The following is a 20,098-nucleotide window of genomic DNA, read 5'->3' on the forward strand; positions in this document are numbered from 1 at the left end:
GAAAAATTCACTAAAATCTTTCCTGTACTTACTAGACTAGCAATATCTTTTTTATTTTCAACATTTAATTATGAATATTAATTTTAAATTATTTACTATATTTTTATCTTTTTTTGCAATGCAGGCTGTGGCTGATGATCATACGCACACTGTTAGCGGAACAGTTACTGGATGTTCGACTAATAATGCGGTCCATGTTCTTATTTATGAAGAGTCGGGATGGAAGGGCATGAATCATAGTCAAGAAAAAATTTATGAGCCAAGTAAAAGTGGCACTTGTGATGTTTCTTGGAGCATGGAAGTTCCTTCGGGTCCATACGCACTTGCTTCATTTGAAGATGAAAATGGTAATGGTAAGTTGGACTTCTTTTTCTTTATCCCTAAGGAGCCAGCAGGCTTTTATCAATTTAGTGGAATGGGCGCTCCTAAGTTTGACAAGATGAAAATTGATGTTGATAAAGACATGGACAGCATTGAAATAGCTTTACCATAGAATATTCAAGCTAGTATTTAAATACTTATGACAGTGACTACTTCAATTATTGCTGGTTCTACAGGCCTTATAGGTGGAAATGTGATTAATGTTCTGTCTAATAAAAAACAGGGCGCTATTGCTCTTACCCGAAGATCAATTCCCAACCTTCCGCCCAACATTACAGAAATGATTATTGATTTTGATGCTTTTGAAAAAAATGGCTCTCTGCCCTCTTGTAATAATGTATTTATTTGTCTTGGAACAACAATTAAAACTGCTGGGAGTAAAGAGAATTTTAGGAAAGTTGATATAGATTATTGCCTTAGTATTGCTAGAAAAGCCAAAGAATCAGGCGCTGAAACATTGAGTCTTATTTCTTCCATAGGTGCAAACAGTTCTTCAAAAAATTTCTATCTAAGGACAAAGGGTGAGCTTGAAGAGTCCATTCAAAGTCTTGGCTTTTCAACAGTAAATATATTTAGGCCTAGTTTTTTAGTTGGAGAGCGCTCTGAAATAAGACTAGCTGAAAAAATCGCAATAAATCTTGCAAAGATAATGGATCTTTTTTTAATTGGAACTGCAAGTAAATACAGAAGCGTTAAAGCAGAGTCTCTTGCTAAGACTATGGTTTTAAAAGCTGATGATAAGCCTGGAGTTAATTACTTCTACTTTGATGACTTTCTTAAATAACTCTATTTAAACTCACCAATACTTTTTACAAGAATCTCTTTAACTATCCACTGAATTAATCTTATTCGAAATATAAGCTGTCACTGGTATAATATCCGCCATCTAAGTAACGTACATCAATAGGCAATGTCTGGCAATTCATTTGGAAAACTATTCACACTAACAACCGCTGGCGAAAGTCATGGTGATGCTCTTGTAGGTATCGTAGATGGCTGCCCTCCAGGGATGAAACTTAAAGAAGAGGATCTTCAGGGTGATTTAGATCTTAGAAAGCCAGGAAGCTCAAGACACACCACTCAAAGAAGAGAGTCAGATACAATTAAAATAGTATCTGGAACTTTTGAGGGTGTAACTTCTGGAACCCCTATCGCCCTTTTGATTGAAAATACCGATCAAAGACCAAGAGACTACACAAAAATTGCAAACTCTTTTAGGCCTGGTCATGCAGATTTCACGTATCAACAGAAATATGGAATTAGAGATTACCGTGGTGGTGGTCGCTCATCTGCTAGAGAAACTGCAATAAGAGTTGCAGCTGGTGGTATTGCTAAAAAATACCTAAAAGAAAAATATGGTATTGAAATTCGTGGGTACTTAGCCCAACTAGGGCCAATTTCTTTTGAAAATTTTGACTGGAATGAAGTTCATAACAATCCTTTCTTTTGTCCTGATGCCAGCAAAGTAAATGAACTAGAAGACTATATGGATAACCTTAGAAAGTCAGGTGATTCAATTGGCGCAAGAATCAACATCGTTGCTAGCAAAATGATTACAGGACTTGGTGAACCAATTTTTGACAGGCTTGATGCTGATATTGCTCACGCAATGATGAGTATCAATGCTGTAAAAGGCATTGAAATCGGTGCTGGATTTAGTGTTGTTAATCAAAAAGGCTCACTTCATAGAGATCCAATAACTCCTGAAGGATTTACGTCAAATAACTCTGGAGGTATACTTGGCGGTATCAGTTCAGGTCAAGATCTTTTAGTTTCTATTGCGCTCAAGCCAACTTCCAGCATAAGACTTACTGCAGATAGCATTGATAAAAAGGGTAAAGCAACAGAAATTAGCACCACTGGCAGACATGATCCTTGCGTCGGTATTAGGGCAACCCCAATTGCAGAGGCAATGCTAGCAATTACATTAATGGATCACGCACTTAGACATCGCGCTCAAAATGCTGATGTATCATCAACTACACCGCCTGTCCCTGCTGAAAAGCTTTAGTTACAAGCCAACCTAAAAGGAAATAATGTTTAAGCTCATTCATAAGCGCGTTCCCAGTAACGCAAAAAACGATATCTTATCAGGACTGACAGTAGCATTAGCATTGGTCCCTGAAGCTGTTGCATTTGCTCTTTTGGCAGGATTAAACCCACTAGTTGGTCTCTATGCCGCCTTTACTATTGGGCTCATTACATCAATCATAGGTGGAAGGCCCGGAATGATCTCTGGCGCTACAGGAGCTATTGCAGTTGTCATTGGGACCTTAGTTGCCATTCATGGGGTGGAGTACCTATTTGCAGCTGTCGTGTTAACTGGGCTCATTCAAATTTTATTTGGTCTATTTAAGATGGGTAAATTTATAAGACTTGTTCCTCACCCAGTTTTTCTGGGCTTTGTAAATGGCCTAGCAATTGTCATTTTTCTAGCGCAGGTTAAACAATTTAAAGTTGGCGGCGAGTGGATTACTGGAACCCCTTTAATGTTAATGCTAGTAATTGTTGTAATTACAATGGCAATTATTCATTTCTTACCAAGATTAACTCGCGCAGTACCATCAACTCTAGTTGCAATTGTAATTGGAACAGTGGCTGTATTATTTTTAGGGCTTGATACTAGGACAGTTGGAGATATTGCGCCTATTGGTGGTGTATTTCCTCCATTTCATTTGCCAGATGTGCCAATTGATTTTGAGATGCTTAAAATTATCTTTCCTTACGCAATGATTATGGCTTTAGTTGGGCTTATTGAAAGCTTATTAACACTTAACTTAATTGATGATTTAACAGAAACTACAGGTCAGCCAAATCGTGAGTGTATTGGACAAGGCGTTGCCAATACTGTTACAGGTCTTTTTGGCGGAATGGGTGGCTGCGCAATGGTTGGTCAAAGTCTGATTAATATTAAGTCTGGAGGAAGGGGAAGACTCTCTGGAATAGTTGCATCTGTGGTACTACTATTTTTTATACTCTATCTTTCTAAATACATAGAAATGATTCCAGTTGCGGTTCTGATTGGCGTCATGATGATGGTCGTAATTGGCACCTTTGAGTGGGGTTCATTTCGATTATTTGGTAAGGTTCCAATGCCCGATATTATTGTTGGAATATCTGTTGCAGTAATAACTGTAATAACAGATAACTTGGCACTTGCAGTCATAACTGGCGTTATTATGTCAGCGCTGTCGTATGCTTGGGAGTCTGCTGGAAAAATACAGTCTGTTGAAGAAGTTGAGTCAGATGGGAAAAAGACATACAGACTCCATGGCGCAATATTTTTTGCATCAATCAATACTTTTCATGCGATTTTTAGCCCCAAAGAAGACCCTGAAAATGTCTACATAGATTTTGAGGACTCAAGAGTGATAGATCACTCTGCAATTGAGGCAATTGATAAGCTTGCTGATCGTTACCAAAAAGCAGGAAAAACCCTACATTTAGTTCATCTTAGTGAAGAGTGCAGATTACTTCTAAAAACAGCAAAACATTTAGTCGAAGTCAACGTCCTTGAAGACCCTCACTATCATGTCGCAATTGATAAGGCAAAGGCTAGAATTGAAGGAACCATCTCTACTTAAAAGTTTACTAATGTTTACTTCTTAACTAGAGATTCTAAAGGATAACTATTTTCCTTTTTCGTCGCCCCAAAGAATCTTATGAAGTTGTACCTGAAGTCGAACATTAAGTTGTTTCTCTAAGATCCAATCTGCTAATTGTGCTGGCTTTAAGCTTTCATAAACTGGTGAAAACAGCACATCTGATAAAATCTCATAATCTTCCAAAATACTGCAACACCATTCAAAATCTGACCTTAAAGCTATTACAAACTTGAGCTGATCTTTGTTTTCTAAAAGCGCAATATTTTCATATCTATTTTGATGTTGCTCTGTTGATGAAGGCGTTTTAAGATCCATCACAATAGACACATTTTTATTTACCTTTGAAATATCAATACTGCCACTTGTTTCCATTGACACCTTGTATCCCTTCTCTATCAAAGTATCCAGCAAACCAAGGCAATTACTTTGTGCCATAGGCTCTCCACCCGTAACGCATACATAGTGAGTTTTATATTTTGAGATCTCAGCTAATATTTGCTCAATTGATAAAGGATTATTGCCTTTAAATGCATACGCAGTATCACAATAATTACATCTTAATGGGCAGCCTGTGAGGCGAACAAATACAGTTGGAATTCCAACCTCTCTTGCCTCTCCTTGAAGCGAGTAGAAGATCTCAGTAATATTTAATGTCATATTATTTAAATTGCCCATCTCTTAATCGTTTTATTTGATTTCTAGTGTCTGCTGCCTGCTCAAATTTTAAATCCTCAGCAAACTTATACATCTCTTTTTCAAGTCGCTTTAGTTCTTTGGAGAGCTGAACAGGAGATAATTTTACTTGAATAGTTTCAGATATTAAATCATCAATATCAGATGCTGAAAGGTCTGTATCTAAAATATCAACAATCGGCTTCACAACGCCCATGGGTATTATTCCATGTTTTTTGTTATAGGCCTCCTGCTTGTCTCTTCTTGCAGATGTAACATCCATTGCTCTTTGTATTGAGTTAGTAATCCTGTCAGCATACAAGATAACGCTTCCATTAATATTTCGAGCAGCCCTTCCCATCGTTTGTATTAAAGATCGCTCTGAGCGAAGAAAGCCTTCTTTATCTGCATCTAAAATTGCAACTAGAGATACCTCTGGAATATCTAAGCCTTCTCTTAAAAGATTTATCCCAACTAAAACATCAAAAACACCAAGACGTAAGTCACGAATGATTTCTACCCTCTCAACGGTATCAATATCAGAATGAAGATATCTTACCTTTACATTATGATCATTTAAGTAGTCACTGAGCTGCTCTGACATTTTCTTAGTCAGTGTTGTTACTAGGACCCTTTCTTTTACAGCAACCCTTTTATGAATTTCAGATAGTAAATCATCAACCTGAGTTTCAACAGGCTTAATAACAATGCCTGGATCTAATAATCCAGTTGGCCTGACAACTTGCTCAGCAATAACAGTTGACATCTCTAATTCAAATTTTGCTGGAGTTGCTGAAACCAAAATACATTGGTTTAATCTTTCAGAAAATTCTTCAAATCTAAGTGGTCTATTGTCTAGAGCTGATGGCAGGCGAAAACCAAAATCTACGAGCGTTGTTTTTCTAGCCCTATCACCATTGTACATTGCCCCTATTTGGCTAACTGTAACGTGGGACTCATCTAAAATAATTAAAGAATCTTCGGGCATATAATCAAATAGGGTTGGTGGCGGTTCTCCTGGCTTTCTTCCAGATAAATAGCGGGAGTAATTCTCAATACCTGAGCAATAACCTAGCTCTCTCATCATCTCCATATCCTGCGCTACTCTTTGAGAAAGTCTTTGATCTTCAACTAATTTATTTTGAGAGAGTAGTTCTTTTTTCCTTAAGCCAAGCTCTACCTTAATATCATCAAGGATATTTAATATGGTTGATTTAGGGGTAACGTAATGTGTCTTTGGATAAATAGTAACTCTTTGAAGAGACTTTAGTTTTTCTCCTGTTAGTGGATCAAACCATGAAAGGCTTTCCACCTCATCATCAAACATCTCTATTCGAATTGCTCGCTCTTCAGAGTCTGCTGGAAATATATCAATTACCTCACCCTTAACTCTAAAATGACCTCGGATTAATGTAACGTCATTTCTTGAATATTGCATCTTTGATAATGTCGCAAGAATTTCTCTCTGCTTTGCAACCTCCCCAACAGTTAAATGAAGCAGCATTTTCATATAGCTTTCAGGATCTCCAAGACCATAGATAGCGGAAACACTTGCAATAATTATTACGTCTTTGCGCTCAAGAAGTGATTTGGTAGCAGAAAGTCTCATCTGTTCTATCTGCTCATTTATTGAAGCATCTTTCTCAATAAATGTGTCTGAAGCAGGAACATAGGCCTCTGGCTGGTAATAATCATAATAAGACACAAAGTACTCAACAGCATTGTTAGGAAAGAATTCTTTCATTTCACTATAAAGCTGAGCAGCTAAAGTTTTATTTGGAGCCATAATCAGACTCGGTTTTTGACTCTTCTCTATAACATTTGCAAGAGTAAATGTTTTGCCTGACCCCGTAACACCAACGAGCGTTTGATACTTCTCTCCAGCCTCAATTCCGTTTAGTAACGTTTGAATAGCTTTTGGCTGATCACCCTTAGGTGAAAAATTTGATTTCAGTTGAAATTTTCTGGCCATTATTGGCAGTTTTTGATTAAAATAAAACCCTTAATTTTAAACCATTTAAAGAGCACAGTAAATGTCAACTATCCTATCAAATCGTGTACAAAAAGTTAAACCTTCTGCGACTATGGCTGTCAGCGATAAAGCCAAAGAATTAAAGTCACAAGGAATACAAATAATTTCAATGGGATCGGGTGAGCCAGACTTTGATACTCCTGTAAATATTCAAAAAGCGGCTATTACTGCAATTGGCTCTGGAGATACAAGATATACCCCAGCTGACGGAACTGTAAAACTAAAAAAAGCAGTCTGTGAAAAATTTAAAAGAGAGAATAGATTAGATTATTCCTTAAATGAAGTAATGGTTTCTTGCGGTGGTAAACAAGTTTTTTATAACCTCTGTCAAGCAATCCTTAACGAAGGTGACGAAGTAATCATACCAACTCCTTACTGGGTTTCATATCCTGACATGGCTATTCTTGCTGATGCGACTCCTATATTTATTGAGGCTGGCTTGGAGCAAGACTTTAAAATAACTCCAGATCAATTAGAAGCTAGCATCACCGATAAATCCAAACTTTTTGTTCTTAATAGCCCCTCTAACCCAACAGGCTCAGTTTATAGTGAATCAGAAATTAAAGCCCTTGGTGAGGTTTTGAAAAAATACCCTCAAGTTCTTACTATAAGCGATGATATATACGAGCATATAAGGTGGGTTGGTGGTGATTTCGTAAATATTGCAATGGCGTGCCCAGAACTCAAAGATAGAGTTGTAATTCTTAATGGTGTATCTAAAGCATATGCAATGACTGGCTGGAGAATTGGTTATGCTGCTGGACCTGAAACAGTAATTAAGGCAATGAAAAAAATTCAAGGACAGTCAACCTCTAATCCAAGTTCAATTTCTCAAGCTGCTGCTCTTGAAGCGATTTCAGGTGATCAATCATTCATATCAATGATGGTTGAGGCTTTTGAGGGTCGCCATGAGTTTCTAGTTGATAGTTTGAATGCTATAGATGGTATTGAGTGTCCAAGATCTGGTGGAGCCTTCTATTCTTTTCCTAAAGTTCAAGGATTGATTGAAAGAATTGGTCTTAAAGATGACGTTGAGTTTTCAACTTATTGTCTTGAAAAACTAAGCTTGGCAGTTGTTCCAGGCTCTGCCTTTGGAGCGCCAGGTTATGTTAGGCTATCTTTTGCAACCAGCATGGATAATATTAAATTATCGGTTGAGAAATTAGCAAGCATCTAAACATACAATTGCTTACATATTTTTGCTTGACATCAAAAATTTCTTAAGATAACCTCTACAAATCTTAATTGGAGATAAATTATGCTAGATAAAAGAAAATTCTATATCAATGGACAATGGGTTGAACCATCAACTAAAAATGACTTTGACGTCATCAATCCTTCTGATGAAACAGTTTGTGCAGTGATTTCTCTCGGCTCGCAAAGTGATACAGATGCAGCAATTGCAGCTGCAAGAGCAGCACTACCAATGTGGTCTGCCTCTACAAAAGCAGACAGAATAGCACTACTTGAAAGACTTTATGCAATCTATGAAAGAAGAATGGATGACATGGCTGAAGTCATTTCGATTGAAATGGGAGCACCTATTGACTTTTCTAAAGCGTCACAGGCGCCTTCAGGAACAAGCGCTATTGAAGATTTTCTTAACCAGCTTAGAAAGTTTGAGTTTGAAGAACAACTTGATGATTCAGACAATCAATTAATTTATGAGCCAAAAGGTGTTTGCGCACTAATTACCCCATGGAACTGGCCAATAAGCCAAGTAGCTCTAAAAGTTATACCCGCAATTGCTGCTGGATGTACTATGGTTTTAAAGCCTTCAGAGCTTGCTCCTTTAGACTCAATGATTTTTGCTGAAATGCTTGAAGAGGCTGGTTGCCCAGCTGGAGTATTTAACCTTGTTAATGGAGATGGAATTGGTGTTGGAAGTCAGCTGACTTCTCACCCTGATGTTGATATGGTTTCTTTCACAGGCTCAACAAGAGCTGGTGCACTAATTTCTCATAACGCTGCTGACGACTTTAAGAGAGTTGGATTAGAGCTTGGAGGCAAAGGAGCTAATATTATTTTTGCAGATGCAGACGAAAAAGCTGTTAAGAGAGGGGTAAGACACTGCTTCAACAACACAGGTCAATCTTGTAATGCTCCTACTAGAATGCTCGTTGAGCGCTCAGTTTACGATCAGGCAGTTGCGATTGCTAAAGAAACTGCAATCTCTACAAATACTGATATTGCTTCAAAGTCTGGAAAGCATCTAGGTCCTGTTGTATCCCAACTTCAATTTGATAAAATTCAAGTCTTAATTCAGGCAGGAATTGATGAGAATGCAACCTTGGTTGCTGGAGGAACTGGCAAGCCTGAAGGATTAGAGACAGGTTACTTTGTAAAGCCAACTATCTTTGCTGATGTCAATAACAAAATGACGGTTGCAAGAACGGAAATTTTTGGACCCGTTCTCTCCATGATTCCATTTGATACTGAAGAAGAGGCAATTAAAATTGCAAATGACACGCCATATGGCCTTACCAATTACGTTCAAACTCAAGATCAAGAAAAAGCGAAAAGAGTGTCTAAAAAATTACTATCTGGGATCGTAGAAGTTAACGGAAAAAGCTCTGCAAGTGGCGCTCCATTTGGCGGCTATAAGCACTCAGGTATTGGCCGTGAAGGCGGTTCTCTCGGTCTTAAAGAGTTCATTGAAGTCAAAGTAGTTACTGGCTGGAGTTAGTTAGATAGTTTGATATTGAATGGCTTTAAAAAAAATTGCCATTGGTGGAATTAGCACAGAGTGTAGTAGTTATTCACCCCTACATCAAAAGAAAGACGACTTTCAAAGTATCCAAGGTCAAGCATTGCTTGATCTTATTGATTTTCCCTTTAATGGGTTTGACATAAAACCTTGTCCACTATTCTTTAACAAGTCAGCTCCTGGGGCAGCTATGGATTGGATTAGCACTACGATAACGGCTCTTTTTGCAATTGGCTTTTTTATCAAATCTAGATAAATAAAATAAAATCTTTTAGTTATTAAAAGGAGGTCATAATTGACCTCCTTTTTTTTGTATAAATCAAAATGAACTCTAAGCAAATCTTATTAGCTCTTATTGTTCCTATTACCTGGGGCTTAGGGTTTACTCTAGCTAAAATTGGAATGGAGCAGTTTCCAGCTCTCCTCATCATGACAATTCGCTTTGGTATTGCAGGTTTAATTCTTGTTTGGTTTACAAAGCCACCATGGGGTCACATGCGTGAAATTTTTGTTGTTGCACTTATTGGCTCAACCATTCAATATGGTCTTACCTACAATGGCCTCAAAGGTATTGATGCCTCTACTGCAGCAATCCTAGTTCAGCTTGAAGGTCCAATTTTAGCAATTATGGGGGCATTTCTATTAAAGGAAAAGCTTGGTATTACTAGGGCATTAGGAATGGGGCTTGCTTTTATTGGCGTCCTGATAATTGCAGGAGAGCCCAGACTAGACGGTCACCTTGATAGCGTTATATTGTTAATTGCAGGCTCTGCTGTATGGGCGGTCGCTCAGATAATGATTAGCCGACTTAAAGATCTCTCAGGAATTACCATATTAGCCTGGGTTGCAATCATGGCTACCCCACAAATGTTTGTAGCATCTTTACTAATTGAGGATGGACAGTGGCTAGCAATAACAACTGCTAGCTTCATTGACTGGTCAATTATTCTATACTTAGCATTGATTATGACTGTATTAGGTTATAGCGTTTGGTATCACTTATTGAGCAGTGTGGATGTAAGTAAAGTATCCCCTTTTTTGATGCTACTTCCAATTACCTCAATTATTGCAGGAATAGTTCTTCTTGATGAAAAATTAACTTCCTCAATGATATTGGGAGGTTTGTTAATCATGTCTGGGGTTGCCAGCACACTTATTAGTTGGAACTGGCCAAGGAAACAAATTAATTTATAACTATAATTTATTTATAAAATGGATCGACCGACTCAAATTGTGTCGTTAATTTTCTGACCCATTTAGAGAACATAATTCCCTTATTGAGTTGCAGAGAATTATTATCTGACCGAGAATTTTTCGCCTCATCCTCATTTAATGGAAGCTCCATTTGCTCTTGAAGAAACTTAGATTCTTTATCTAAATCTTTTCTTAAATCTTTTAATTTATTAATCACACTACTTTCTGACATTGACTTTTACTCCTAATCAAAATTAATTTATAGATCCCCTTTTTTAGTCTTAGCCTTTGAACTTTTTAAGGAAGCCTTGTACTTACTATCCCATTTCTTACTTAGTTTTGACGTAGTGAGGCCTTGATAATCAACACCACTAATATCTTTAAACTCAGAAATTGCATCTTCCATAGCTGTTTCAAATACGCCTGAAAGAGTCATGCTATATCCATACTGCTCTGCAGCAGTTGCGGCCCCTTTAAACGCCTCAAAGATTGGTCTGCGAATTCTGACACTGACCACTCTCTTTTCATCCTCTTTTTGATTTTTTGTTACGTATTTTCCCATCTAAAGATTTGTCAATTTAATAACTAAAATGAAGTATACACTTTTTATATACTTTATGTATTAATAAAAGTAATCTTTATGTATACAAAATAAATTGCAAGATTTTTATATATTTCGAGATATAATTCACCCATCTAAAAAAGTAAGTTAAGTAAATGATCGATATTAATTCTTTAGATAAGCTCATCGAAGATAGTGAAAATGAGATTCTAAATATCCGCCCAGGTACTGAAAAAAAAATTATTTGGGCAAATCAAAAAAATGTTAAGACCAAAACTAGTCTTCTGTTTATCCATGGTTTTTCAGCAACCAGGGCTGAGCTGAATCCAGTTATTGAAATTCTTGGAAAAGAGCTAAATGCAAATATTTTTTTTACAAGACTCAAAGGTCATGGCTTAGATGGAGAGTCTTTAGCTGAGGCTACCTTTGATGAATGGATGATGGATATGAAAGAAGCTATTGAAATTGTTAATATAATTGGCGATAAACTTATATTAATAGGCAGCTCAACTGGCTGCTCATTAATTCATACTAATCTTCAATACATAAATAATGCTGCTGCAGTTATATATATATCTCCTAACTTTGGATCAAAATCTTACTTTGGAAAGCTTCTTATAATTCCTGGAGCTAAGTGGTTTACTCCCTTCATTTTTGGAAAAGAATACTCCTACTCTTCAAGAAGCGAGGATCATGCAAGATTTTGGACGACAAGCTACCCTATAAAAGCATTATTTGCAGTAAAGGATTCAGTTGTTGCAGCCTATAAAGTTAAGCATATTAAGATTAAACAACCAGTACTATTTTATTTCTCAGATGATGATCAAGTCGTATCAGCAAAAGCAACTCGTAAAATAATTTCCAAAATGGGTAAAAATGTCTCTATTCACAACCCAATACTTAACAATACTGACGACTCATTTAAGCACGGTGTTCTTGGAGATATTTTGAGCTCATCTCAGACAAAAAATGGCGTTACAAAAATTCTTAACTGGCTAGAAAACTATATTTAATATTTACGCTTAAGCTTAGCGCCCTTATAGAGTATTTCAGACAAGTTCTCTTCAGCAACTCTTCGTTGCTCAACAGTTACAGGGTCCATGTTGTAATTTGGACGACTTAATTCAATTCCATTTATATCTTTCCTCTTTTGCCCTCTGATATGTGTCCATATATTTTTTCCAACTACCTGCTTTATTGAAGGAGGTACATAAGATTGTAGTGAAAACCCAATCCTTCTTTGATTACTCTTATTAGGCTGTGACCCATGGATAATTGCCCCATGATGAATCGACATTTCACCTGGCTCTAAAATTAGATCAACCCCCTTTGATCTATCAATATTAGGTATTACTTGCCCCCTAGTTAAGATATTATTCTCAGCAAAGGTATCTTCATGATTTTGTATTTCTGAATGATGGCTTCCAGCAATCATAGTCATACAGCCTGTCTCTATATTGCTTGGGCTGAGTGCAATCCATGGGGTTGGAAAATCAAAGCTATCAAGACCCATATAAGTTGCATCTTGATGCCAACTAACATACTGTTTAGAGGAGGGCTCTTTAATAAACATAACCGACGCCCAAAGAGCAATATCAGGGCCAATAAGATCTTCTATTGCGTCTACTATAGTTGTGTTATGGGCGAGCGCATCTAAAAAAGCAAATGAGAGATGTAAATTATTGCGACTCTCTGAATTAATTTCTTCAGGGTATTGCGCCTCTACTTCTTCAAGTTGAATTTTAATAGATAAGGCATCTTTTTCAGAAATAACTCTTATTGGAGATATAAAACCTTCATCATGATACTGCTCAATCTGTTTTTTTGTTAAAACTTTAGGCATTATTCTTATCCTATATGTGGATAGTAATTTATTCAAAAAATTTTATTTTATTACAAATATTTAAAAAATTTAACCTTGTTACTCCAATTCTTTATACTTAATAAATTAAATAAACTTCGATAATACTTACATGAATAATATTTTTACTAAACACCCCAATGAGTTTGGGTATAACTACTTTCAACATCTCTGGGGGGCATGGAAATATTGCCTTACACTTTTAGGGCTTTTAATTATTGCGCTCATTCACTCTATTTTGCCATTTATTTTTCAAGAAACTGTTAGCAATAAAATTGTAAAGATGGCTGATGAACATAAAAATAAAATGATAAATTCTTCTAAAATTCATCAATAATTCACATAGGCTTATCAAAAACTAATCTAAACTGCCCATTATGAAATACTTACTGACCATTCTTGCAGCTCTAATTATAAACACCTCTGCTTCAGCAGCAATGTCTCCTCGTTTTTATGAAACTGAAATTCTTGGTAACTGGATTTGTAAAGATACTTGGCCTGGGTATACCGCTTTGGAATTTATAAGATATAAGAAAGATGGTACCTGGAATAGTTTTGGTCAGCTAATTGTTGACTTTCCAATTGAAGAGAATACAGTTAAAGTGAATTATAGTGCCCTTGGAACTGGAGTATGGGAAATTAATGATCAAAGCTTAGTCAGTATGATTGATTCTATTAAAGTTGTTAATAGGAACCATCCATGGCTTGATGAGTATTTTAATATGGAAGAACAATTTACTCTTAACGATAAAAGATCTGAAGAGATTGTTGTCCTGTCTAATGATTATATTAATCTTCAGCCTTCAACTGGCAAGCCATACGAATGTTATAAGGTTGAAATATAACTAATCTTCTCTTTGATTGTATTTCTGAGCATTGCCTTTTGATAAATTAACTGGATATTTTTCAGCATTTTTCTCTAATTTATTCTTAATTGCTTCTTCAATATCAATTTCTAAGATACTACAAAAACGCAGAAGATACATCGCAATATCTGCCACCTCACTATTAATTTCTTGAATCTGCTTTTGATTAGGAGAATTAGATTCTTCTGGTTTAAGCCATTGAAAAATCTCAACAAGCTCTGAAGCCTCAACACTAAGAGCCATAGATAAATTTTTGGGGGTATGAAACTGCTCCCAATCCCTTTCAATTGCAAATTTTTTAAGCTGGTTTTGTATTTTAGATATATCCATATTTTTCACTCGATTGATTAGTATTTAAATTAATAAAAAAAATAAGTATACTTATTATGAGGCTTGAAATTACTCAAGTGTTCTATTAACTTTAAGGGGAATTAATATGGATATTCAAACTATTTGTCACATTTTTTTAATATTGTTTGGTGGTTTTTTTGCCTTTCAACTAACTTTTAACTCAAAAAAGTTTGCAATAGATCTTCGTCTAGACTCGCCACAAGTTCCGTATGCGCTAAAGCCAGCAGGATTTTTAATGGGTGGAACGGTTGCAATGCTAATTGTAACGTTTTTTCAAATTGGTATTTTTGAAAGAACTGATACACCAACATTATTAGTTGCAATGGGGTTTTTTTGTACCTTTGCATTTATTTGGAATATGGGTCTATTTTTAAAAGTTTGGCCAACGTTTGATGGTGCTGATCATCATATTAAGAATGCTATTAGGCCTTTAATTCCTTTGATAGTAATCATTATTTACTTCTGGGTATAAAAAATAGTTGCTTATTAAATAAAGCAGGTAACATACGATAATGATAATGATTATCATTTATAATAAGAAATAATTTAAATTTAGGAGGCAATATGTCAATATTTAAAGCACAAGAAGCTGCACAAGAAGCAAAAGATATGGAGGCTTATGCAGCAACTATGCATGAAGATTTTCAATTTATCATGCACCTGGACAACTCAACTATGGATAAAGAAAAAACCATGGAAATGTTTACATTTATGATGAATAGTGATGACTTTGTAACCCATGACTCACGCTGCCTTTATGAAAACGATGAAGCTATGGTTACCCATGGCGTAATGAGCTTCCCTGACGGAACTAAAGAATCAGTTCTAGCTTTTATGCAAATAAAGGATGGTCAAGTCATACGCATGGAAACTGGTGCAACACTTCTTCCATAAGCATCATTAATCTCAAATTAAAGGCGCCTTAGGGCGTCTTTTTTGTTTAATATAATACTCAATAGTTAGTAATTAATTTAAAAATGCAGCAAAAAAATCTTTGGCAAGAAACTTCAAAAGAAAAAATTACTTTCAGTAATCTTAAAAAATCAATTACAACGGATTTAGTGATTATTGGTGGCGGCTTTACTGGCTGTTCAGCGGCCCTATCTGCAGCAAAGAATGGGCTATCAGTTACCCTTATTGATCAAAAGATTGGCTATGGCGGCTCAGGCAGGAATGTTGGCTTAGTTAATGCGGGCTTATGGATGCCTCCTGAAAAGGTTGAAAGTATCCTTGGATTAGATGCAGGAGTTAAGCTTAATAAAGCTTTAGCAACAGCGCCTGATTTAGTATTTAGTCTTATTGATGATTATGAAATTAATTGCAGCGCTAATCGATCAGGTACGCTTCACTGCGCTCACTCTGAAAAAGGATTAAAAGATATTCAACTGAGATTTAAACAGTTATCTGAACGAGGGGCTGAGTTAGAGCTTTTGGATAATCAGCAGACTCAGAAAAGAATAGGCTCTTCAAAGTTTTTTGGCTCTCTTTTTAATAAAAAAGCTGGCATTATCAACCCTCTAGATTATTGTCTTGGCCTAGCAAGAGCTGCTAAATCTTATGGCGTAAATATCTATGAGTCAACTATAGCAACTAACATTCAATCAATCAATAATGATTGGCTAGTCAAGACCGCTGAGAGCACCATTAAGGCAAAAATGCTCTTAATTGCTACAAATGCCTATCAAAAGCCAATTGAAGGCCTAAATCCCTCCAAATACACCTCTGTACAGTATTTTCAAGTTGCAACTAAAGCATTACCTTTAGATCTGGTAAAGTCAGTTTTGCCTAATGGAGAGGGTTGCTGGGATACTGCTAGTGTAATGTCTTCTTTTCGACTCGATGCTGACAATAGACTTATTATTGGTGGGATCGGAAACCTTGGTCATAGTGCCTCCAAGATTCACACTAACTGGGCAAGGAGAAAAATTGAGAATCTCTTTCCACATCTTAAAAATATTGATATTGAATTCAGCTGGCATGGACGCATTGCCATGACAGGTGATCATATTCCTAAAATTCTAAGACTAGGTAATAATGCTTACTCAGTTTTTGGCTATTCAGGCAGAGGAATTGGACCTGGGACTTATTTTGGTAAGGCAGTAAGTGAATGCCTTATTAGTGATGATGAAACCTCTTTGCCAGTTGATCCTTTGGATTATTATCAAGAACCTTTTTCTAAAATCAAGGCAGGCTTTATTGAATTTGGCGCTACTGCAAGTCATTTACTTTGATTAGCATTTAGATTGTCTTCTATCTATCTCTTCCAACCCCTTTAAAGCGCTGCTTTGTTGTAAGCCATGCGCCAAGATCTAAAAATGGTTTTGGTGGAAGCCATTTAGCCTCCTCAAGAGCAAGACAATCATTAACAATAGCGGATTTTTTTCCGCACGCATACTCAGCTATTCCAATACCAAATGCAGTCCCTTTAGTAATTCCAGAACCATTGAAACAGCCTGCATAATAGAGGTTATCTGAAAATCTCTCAAAGATATTAGTTTTATTAGCGCTCACACCTTCAACGCCTGAATATAAGAACTCAAATGGAACATGACTTAACTGTGGAAACCTATTATTAAAGGCTTGTCGATGAATCTGTTGCCTGTTAATTAACTGCTTATCAGTTAATAAGTCGTGACTGTTATATTCAGCTGTATTTCTTATTGCAATTCGGCCATCATCTGTCAGTCTAATAGTAGCCCCGCCACTATGAAGCGACAGTATTCCCCATGATGATTCACTTCCAAGGGTATTAACCTCATCCTTGGTTAAGGTGCGAGTAATACTTCCAGAAAGTGTCACTCCAACTGCCCTTTGTTTAGGCATTGCACCCTCAAAGGTTTCATAATTACAAGCCATTATGACTTGTTCAGCAGTAATTATTGCATCTGGAACCATGACCTTAATAGCCTTACCCAATGTCATCTTTAATACTGGTGTATTTTCATAAAGCTCAACATTACTTGGAAGATTTTTAGCCAATCCAAAAACTAATTTAGCGGGCTGCATTAATGCCCCATTTTTAACTTTAACGCCCTTCTTATACCAACTCGTTCCTAGACGATTATGAATTTCCTGTTTAGAAAGAGGAGTGTGTCTAATGTCACGTTTTTTAAGATAGTTAATAAAGTGATCACACTCAATTTCAGAGTTGTTGTCTGCTGCAGTATGATAAATACCTGATTCTATCCAGTCACAATTGATACTGTTATCTTTTACTAATGTACGAAGAGAATTAAGGCCTACTTGATTAATTCGATCTACTCGTTGGTATTTTTCAAGTTGTGACTCTTGATAGGGGCCTGAAAAATGGCTATGCGCAACAGCATAACCAGAATTTCTACCAGAAGCATTCTGGCCTAGCTCTCTTGCATCAAGTAAGATAATTTGATCTTTAGGGTTAATCTCTGCTAGCCTTTTTGCACAAGAAAGACCTGTAAAGCCGGCCCCTATAACAAGCCATTTAGCTTCAAGGTTAGAAGTTAATTTAGGCTGAGATTGTCTAGCAGGAGCTAAATCTACCCAACCTTTTGTTTCTTTATCAAAAATAGGGTTAGCTTGGTTCATAAAAATAATCTAACTTTACTACTAACTTAAATGATCAATTAAAACAAAGTGATCACTTATTTCAGAAGCTTGGTTTAGCCATCTTTTTACTAAGTTACTTTGGTGAGGAGCCGCTGTTACGCCTGAGGGTATCTCTTTATTAACAACAGCTTCAACAGCCAAAGCAACTGAGCAAGAGACTAATTGGGCCATTGCGCTTCCTTTACTGTTTCCAAGTGTATCAAGCAAGAATTGCTTATGCCAAACAACCCCTGAGTCGTTTTTAACCTTAAATTCAACAGTCAGAATTACACGATCAACCTCTTCATTTTTATAAGAGTATTTATTCCATAGATCATCACTAATAGCCTTTAGGCGATCCTCTGCAATTTCTGGGTCAAGTATATCTACCTCAGAAAAAATATCGGACCAGGCATCTTTCCAGCCCTTATATCTCAATGTTCCTCTAACAAACTGATCAATCTTTAGACCTTCATCCATTTGATATTGCTCTATAAATGGAATGGAATCTCGGTTAGGATAAACTTCAAATTCATCCTCGCCCCAAGGCATTGGAAGAGGATACAACTCAACAGCCTCCCATGGCTTATATACAGTATAGACTTGGCTATCTCGAATACTAACTGAAGTTGACATTAGGGCCTTTAACACACCCAATGGAGACCAGCTAAATTTATAACAAAAGTCATTAGGAACATCACTTAGACCACCACAATAGCTCAAAAATGAATGCTTATTTTCAGCAGAATAAACCTTCGAATTCTTATAATCTTCTACTAAAGCGTGTGACATACTATGATCTATCCCGGGATCAAGACCAACCTCATTAACAAGACATAAATTCTTTTTTAATGACTCCTCATTAAGACTCTTCATCTCATCTGAAATATAAGAGCTTGAGACAAAATGAGCACCAATTGAAAGACTTAGTTCTGCAACAGGCACGTGAAAATTACCAGGAAGCATAGAGACGATAACATCTCCAGCTTTAGCATGTTCTTTGATAGATTCTAGTGAAAATGGAATGATTTCATAATCACCCTGAATTCCTGTTAATGCTTCAACTGCTTTTTCAACAGTTCGATTGTAAACAACTACTGAGTGGCCATTTTCAATAAGCATTATAAGGCCTGGTATTGCAGATAGGCCAGTACCTAGCCAGTGAATTTTTACCATTAGAACTCCTTTTTTTTAAATTAAATATACATTGCATATATGTTATCATTTTTTTCTAATTTACTTTTGAGTTCGTTATGCTTAAAAGACAACTAAATTCATACAAATATAAGGATTTAATTCTATGACCTCTAAAACAATCGATATAGACCTTGATGAAATTTTTAATTTAGCTAAGGCAGCTCTCATTAATCATGGCGCTAATGAAGAAAATGCAAATGCAGTTGCAACCACGGTAACTAATGCTGAGAGAGATGGCTCAATTTCTCATGGACTATTTCGTATTCCTGGGTATGTCAAGGCCCTTCAAAGTAAAAAAGTAGATGGCTCTGCGAAACCAGAAATAACTGAAGTTACGCCAGTAATTTTAAAGTGTGACGCAAAGAATGGATTTGCTCCATTAGCGCATCAATATGGCATTAAAAAACTAATCGAAGCTGCTCAAAAATTTGGAATTGCAGGATTATCAATTCAACGCTGCCATCACTTTGCAGCCCTTTGGCCCGAAGTGGAGGCAATCAGTGAGCATGGACTTGTTGGATTAACGTCTGTTTCTTATATGCCAGGTGTTGCTCCTTCTGGAGGAGCTACAGCATTATTTGGCACTAACCCAATTGCATTTTCATGGCCGCGCCCTGGTAAAAACCCAATTGTTTTTGATATGGCAACTGCATCTATGGCAAAAGGAGAAATTCAAATTGCTGCTCGGGATGGTCACTCTGTACCACTTGGAACTGGCTTGTCTTCATCTGGAGAATTAACAACTGATGCATCAGAAATTGACAAAGGTGTTTTACTTCCATTTGGCGGTCATAAAGGTTCGGTCATTGCCCTTATGGTTGAGCTCTTATCTGGCCCATTAGTTGGCGAAACCTTTTCTTATGAAACCAAGGAGCGTGATAATGGAGATGGTGGTCCAGCCCAAGGAGGTCAGTTTATCCTTGCTATGTCACCCGAAATTATATCTGGCAAAGATACTTCAGCACAGACCGAAGAGTTTCTAAAAAAATATAATGATATCGAAGGGACTCGCTTGCCTGGATTAAGAAGACATGAAAATAGAAAAAATATTGGCCCAAGAGCAGTCAATACAGAGCTAATAAATACTATTAAAAAGTTAGCATAAG

At 36.6% G+C, this 20,098-nt stretch carries 23 protein-coding genes; 15 read left to right on the forward strand and 8 right to left on the reverse strand.

What is annotated here, in order from left to right:
• The first annotated feature begins 70 nt into the window (after positions 1-70).
• The 4 genes from ABXT69_RS05710 (at position 71) to ABXT69_RS05725 (ending at position 3,965) form a co-directional block, all read left to right on the forward strand.
• Complete coding sequence (locus ABXT69_RS05710) at positions 71-493, forward strand: DUF2141 domain-containing protein (RefSeq protein ID WP_416677252.1); 423 nt, start codon at positions 71-73, stop codon at positions 491-493.
• Between the two features lie 27 nt (positions 494-520).
• The gene (locus ABXT69_RS05715; RefSeq protein ID WP_416677254.1) at positions 521-1,165 is read left to right on the forward strand and encodes a hypothetical protein; all 645 of its coding nucleotides are present in this window, start codon (positions 521-523) and stop codon (positions 1,163-1,165) included.
• Between the two features lie 126 nt (positions 1,166-1,291).
• The gene (gene aroC, locus ABXT69_RS05720; RefSeq protein WP_416677255.1) at positions 1,292-2,392 is read left to right on the forward strand and encodes a chorismate synthase; all 1,101 of its coding nucleotides are present in this window, start codon (positions 1,292-1,294) and stop codon (positions 2,390-2,392) included.
• Between the two features lie 25 nt (positions 2,393-2,417).
• Positions 2,418-3,965, forward strand: a complete 1,548-nt coding sequence (locus tag ABXT69_RS05725) for a SulP family inorganic anion transporter (protein WP_416677257.1) — start codon at positions 2,418-2,420, stop codon at positions 3,963-3,965.
• A 45-nt stretch (positions 3,966-4,010) separates the two neighbouring features.
• Here the strand turns inward: ABXT69_RS05725 and queE are convergent, their stop codons facing one another.
• Both queE and uvrB read right to left on the reverse strand, forming a co-directional pair.
• Complete coding sequence (queE, locus tag ABXT69_RS05730) at positions 4,011-4,661, reverse strand: 7-carboxy-7-deazaguanine synthase QueE (protein WP_416677259.1); 651 nt, start codon at positions 4,659-4,661, stop codon at positions 4,011-4,013.
• Positions 4,645-6,630: an excinuclease ABC subunit UvrB gene (uvrB, locus tag ABXT69_RS05735; RefSeq protein WP_416677260.1), complete on the reverse strand. Its 1,986-nt coding sequence runs from the start codon at positions 6,628-6,630 to the stop codon at positions 4,645-4,647. The genes queE and uvrB overlap by 17 nt, the downstream gene beginning before the upstream one ends.
• A 61-nt stretch (positions 6,631-6,691) precedes the next feature.
• Here uvrB and ABXT69_RS05740 point away from each other — a divergent pair, with 61 nt between their 5' ends.
• From ABXT69_RS05740 to ABXT69_RS05755, 4 genes are all read left to right on the forward strand, one after another.
• Positions 6,692-7,867, forward strand: coding sequence for a pyridoxal phosphate-dependent aminotransferase (locus tag ABXT69_RS05740; protein ID WP_416677261.1), 1,176 nt, complete (start codon positions 6,692-6,694; stop codon positions 7,865-7,867).
• A gap of 81 nt (positions 7,868-7,948) precedes the next feature.
• Positions 7,949-9,376 (forward strand): aldehyde dehydrogenase family protein, encoded by a 1,428-nt coding sequence (locus tag ABXT69_RS05745; RefSeq protein WP_416677263.1) that lies wholly within the window; start codon positions 7,949-7,951, stop codon positions 9,374-9,376.
• Between the two features lie 19 nt (positions 9,377-9,395).
• Positions 9,396-9,653 carry a hypothetical protein gene (locus ABXT69_RS05750; protein WP_416677265.1) on the forward strand — a complete coding sequence of 86 codons (258 nt, stop codon included), beginning with the start codon at positions 9,396-9,398 and terminating at the stop codon, positions 9,651-9,653.
• Positions 9,654-9,721: 68 nt separating this feature from the next.
• Positions 9,722-10,591, forward strand: coding sequence for a DMT family transporter (locus ABXT69_RS05755; RefSeq protein WP_416677267.1), 870 nt, complete (start codon positions 9,722-9,724; stop codon positions 10,589-10,591).
• 7 nt (positions 10,592-10,598) lie between these two features.
• Here the strand turns inward: ABXT69_RS05755 and ABXT69_RS05760 are convergent, their stop codons facing one another.
• Both ABXT69_RS05760 and ABXT69_RS05765 read right to left on the reverse strand, forming a co-directional pair.
• Positions 10,599-10,823 (reverse strand): hypothetical protein, encoded by a 225-nt coding sequence (locus tag ABXT69_RS05760; RefSeq protein WP_416677268.1) that lies wholly within the window; start codon positions 10,821-10,823, stop codon positions 10,599-10,601.
• A 27-nt stretch (positions 10,824-10,850) separates the two neighbouring features.
• On the reverse strand, positions 10,851-11,153 hold the full coding sequence (locus tag ABXT69_RS05765; RefSeq protein ID WP_416677269.1) for a hypothetical protein: 303 nt from the start codon (positions 11,151-11,153) through the stop codon (positions 10,851-10,853).
• Between the two features lie 155 nt (positions 11,154-11,308).
• Here ABXT69_RS05765 and ABXT69_RS05770 point away from each other — a divergent pair, with 155 nt between their 5' ends.
• Positions 11,309-12,166 carry an alpha/beta hydrolase gene (locus tag ABXT69_RS05770; protein WP_416677270.1) on the forward strand — a complete coding sequence of 286 codons (858 nt, stop codon included), beginning with the start codon at positions 11,309-11,311 and terminating at the stop codon, positions 12,164-12,166.
• Here ABXT69_RS05770 and ABXT69_RS05775 read toward each other — a convergent pair.
• On the reverse strand, positions 12,163-12,996 hold the full coding sequence (locus ABXT69_RS05775; protein WP_416677272.1) for a phytanoyl-CoA dioxygenase family protein: 834 nt from the start codon (positions 12,994-12,996) through the stop codon (positions 12,163-12,165). The two genes, ABXT69_RS05770 and ABXT69_RS05775, sit on opposite strands and share 4 nt — an antisense overlap.
• 130 nt (positions 12,997-13,126) lie before the next feature.
• Here ABXT69_RS05775 and ABXT69_RS05780 point away from each other — a divergent pair, with 130 nt between their 5' ends.
• Positions 13,127-13,351, forward strand: coding sequence for a DUF6356 family protein (locus ABXT69_RS05780; RefSeq protein ID WP_416677273.1), 225 nt, complete (start codon positions 13,127-13,129; stop codon positions 13,349-13,351).
• A gap of 40 nt (positions 13,352-13,391) precedes the next feature.
• Complete coding sequence (locus tag ABXT69_RS05785; RefSeq protein WP_416677275.1) at positions 13,392-13,859, forward strand: hypothetical protein; 468 nt, start codon at positions 13,392-13,394, stop codon at positions 13,857-13,859.
• Here the strand turns inward: ABXT69_RS05785 and ABXT69_RS05790 are convergent, their stop codons facing one another.
• A complete protein-coding gene (locus ABXT69_RS05790; RefSeq protein WP_416677277.1) occupies positions 13,860-14,210 on the reverse strand; it encodes a nucleotide pyrophosphohydrolase in 351 nt (116 codons plus the stop codon).
• Between the two features lie 106 nt (positions 14,211-14,316).
• Between ABXT69_RS05790 and ABXT69_RS05795 the strand changes: the two genes are divergently transcribed.
• From ABXT69_RS05795 to ABXT69_RS05805, 3 genes are all read left to right on the forward strand, one after another.
• Positions 14,317-14,703, forward strand: coding sequence for a hypothetical protein (locus ABXT69_RS05795; RefSeq protein ID WP_416651091.1), 387 nt, complete (start codon positions 14,317-14,319; stop codon positions 14,701-14,703).
• A 92-nt stretch (positions 14,704-14,795) separates the two neighbouring features.
• Positions 14,796-15,125, forward strand: coding sequence for a nuclear transport factor 2 family protein (locus ABXT69_RS05800; protein WP_416677279.1), 330 nt, complete (start codon positions 14,796-14,798; stop codon positions 15,123-15,125).
• 83 nt (positions 15,126-15,208) lie between these two features.
• Complete coding sequence (locus ABXT69_RS05805; RefSeq protein WP_416677281.1) at positions 15,209-16,462, forward strand: NAD(P)/FAD-dependent oxidoreductase; 1,254 nt, start codon at positions 15,209-15,211, stop codon at positions 16,460-16,462.
• A 19-nt stretch (positions 16,463-16,481) separates the two neighbouring features.
• Here ABXT69_RS05805 and ABXT69_RS05810 read toward each other — a convergent pair whose 3' ends face one another.
• Entirely contained in the window at positions 16,482-17,795 is a 1,314-nt protein-coding gene (locus tag ABXT69_RS05810) for an NAD(P)/FAD-dependent oxidoreductase (protein ID WP_416677283.1), read from the reverse strand.
• 21 nt (positions 17,796-17,816) lie between these two features.
• Positions 17,817-18,971, reverse strand: coding sequence for a saccharopine dehydrogenase C-terminal domain-containing protein (locus tag ABXT69_RS05815; protein WP_416677285.1), 1,155 nt, complete (start codon positions 18,969-18,971; stop codon positions 17,817-17,819).
• A gap of 124 nt (positions 18,972-19,095) precedes the next feature.
• Between ABXT69_RS05815 and ABXT69_RS05820 the strand changes: the two genes are divergently transcribed.
• Positions 19,096-20,097 carry an Ldh family oxidoreductase gene (locus tag ABXT69_RS05820; RefSeq protein WP_416677287.1) on the forward strand — a complete coding sequence of 334 codons (1,002 nt, stop codon included), beginning with the start codon at positions 19,096-19,098 and terminating at the stop codon, positions 20,095-20,097.
• Position 20,098: the final 1 nt, after the last annotated feature.

It is taken from the genome of Candidatus Pseudothioglobus sp. Uisw_016, from assembly GCF_048087635.1.
In the GTDB taxonomy this organism is placed as follows: domain Bacteria; phylum Pseudomonadota; class Gammaproteobacteria; order PS1; family Pseudothioglobaceae; genus Pseudothioglobus.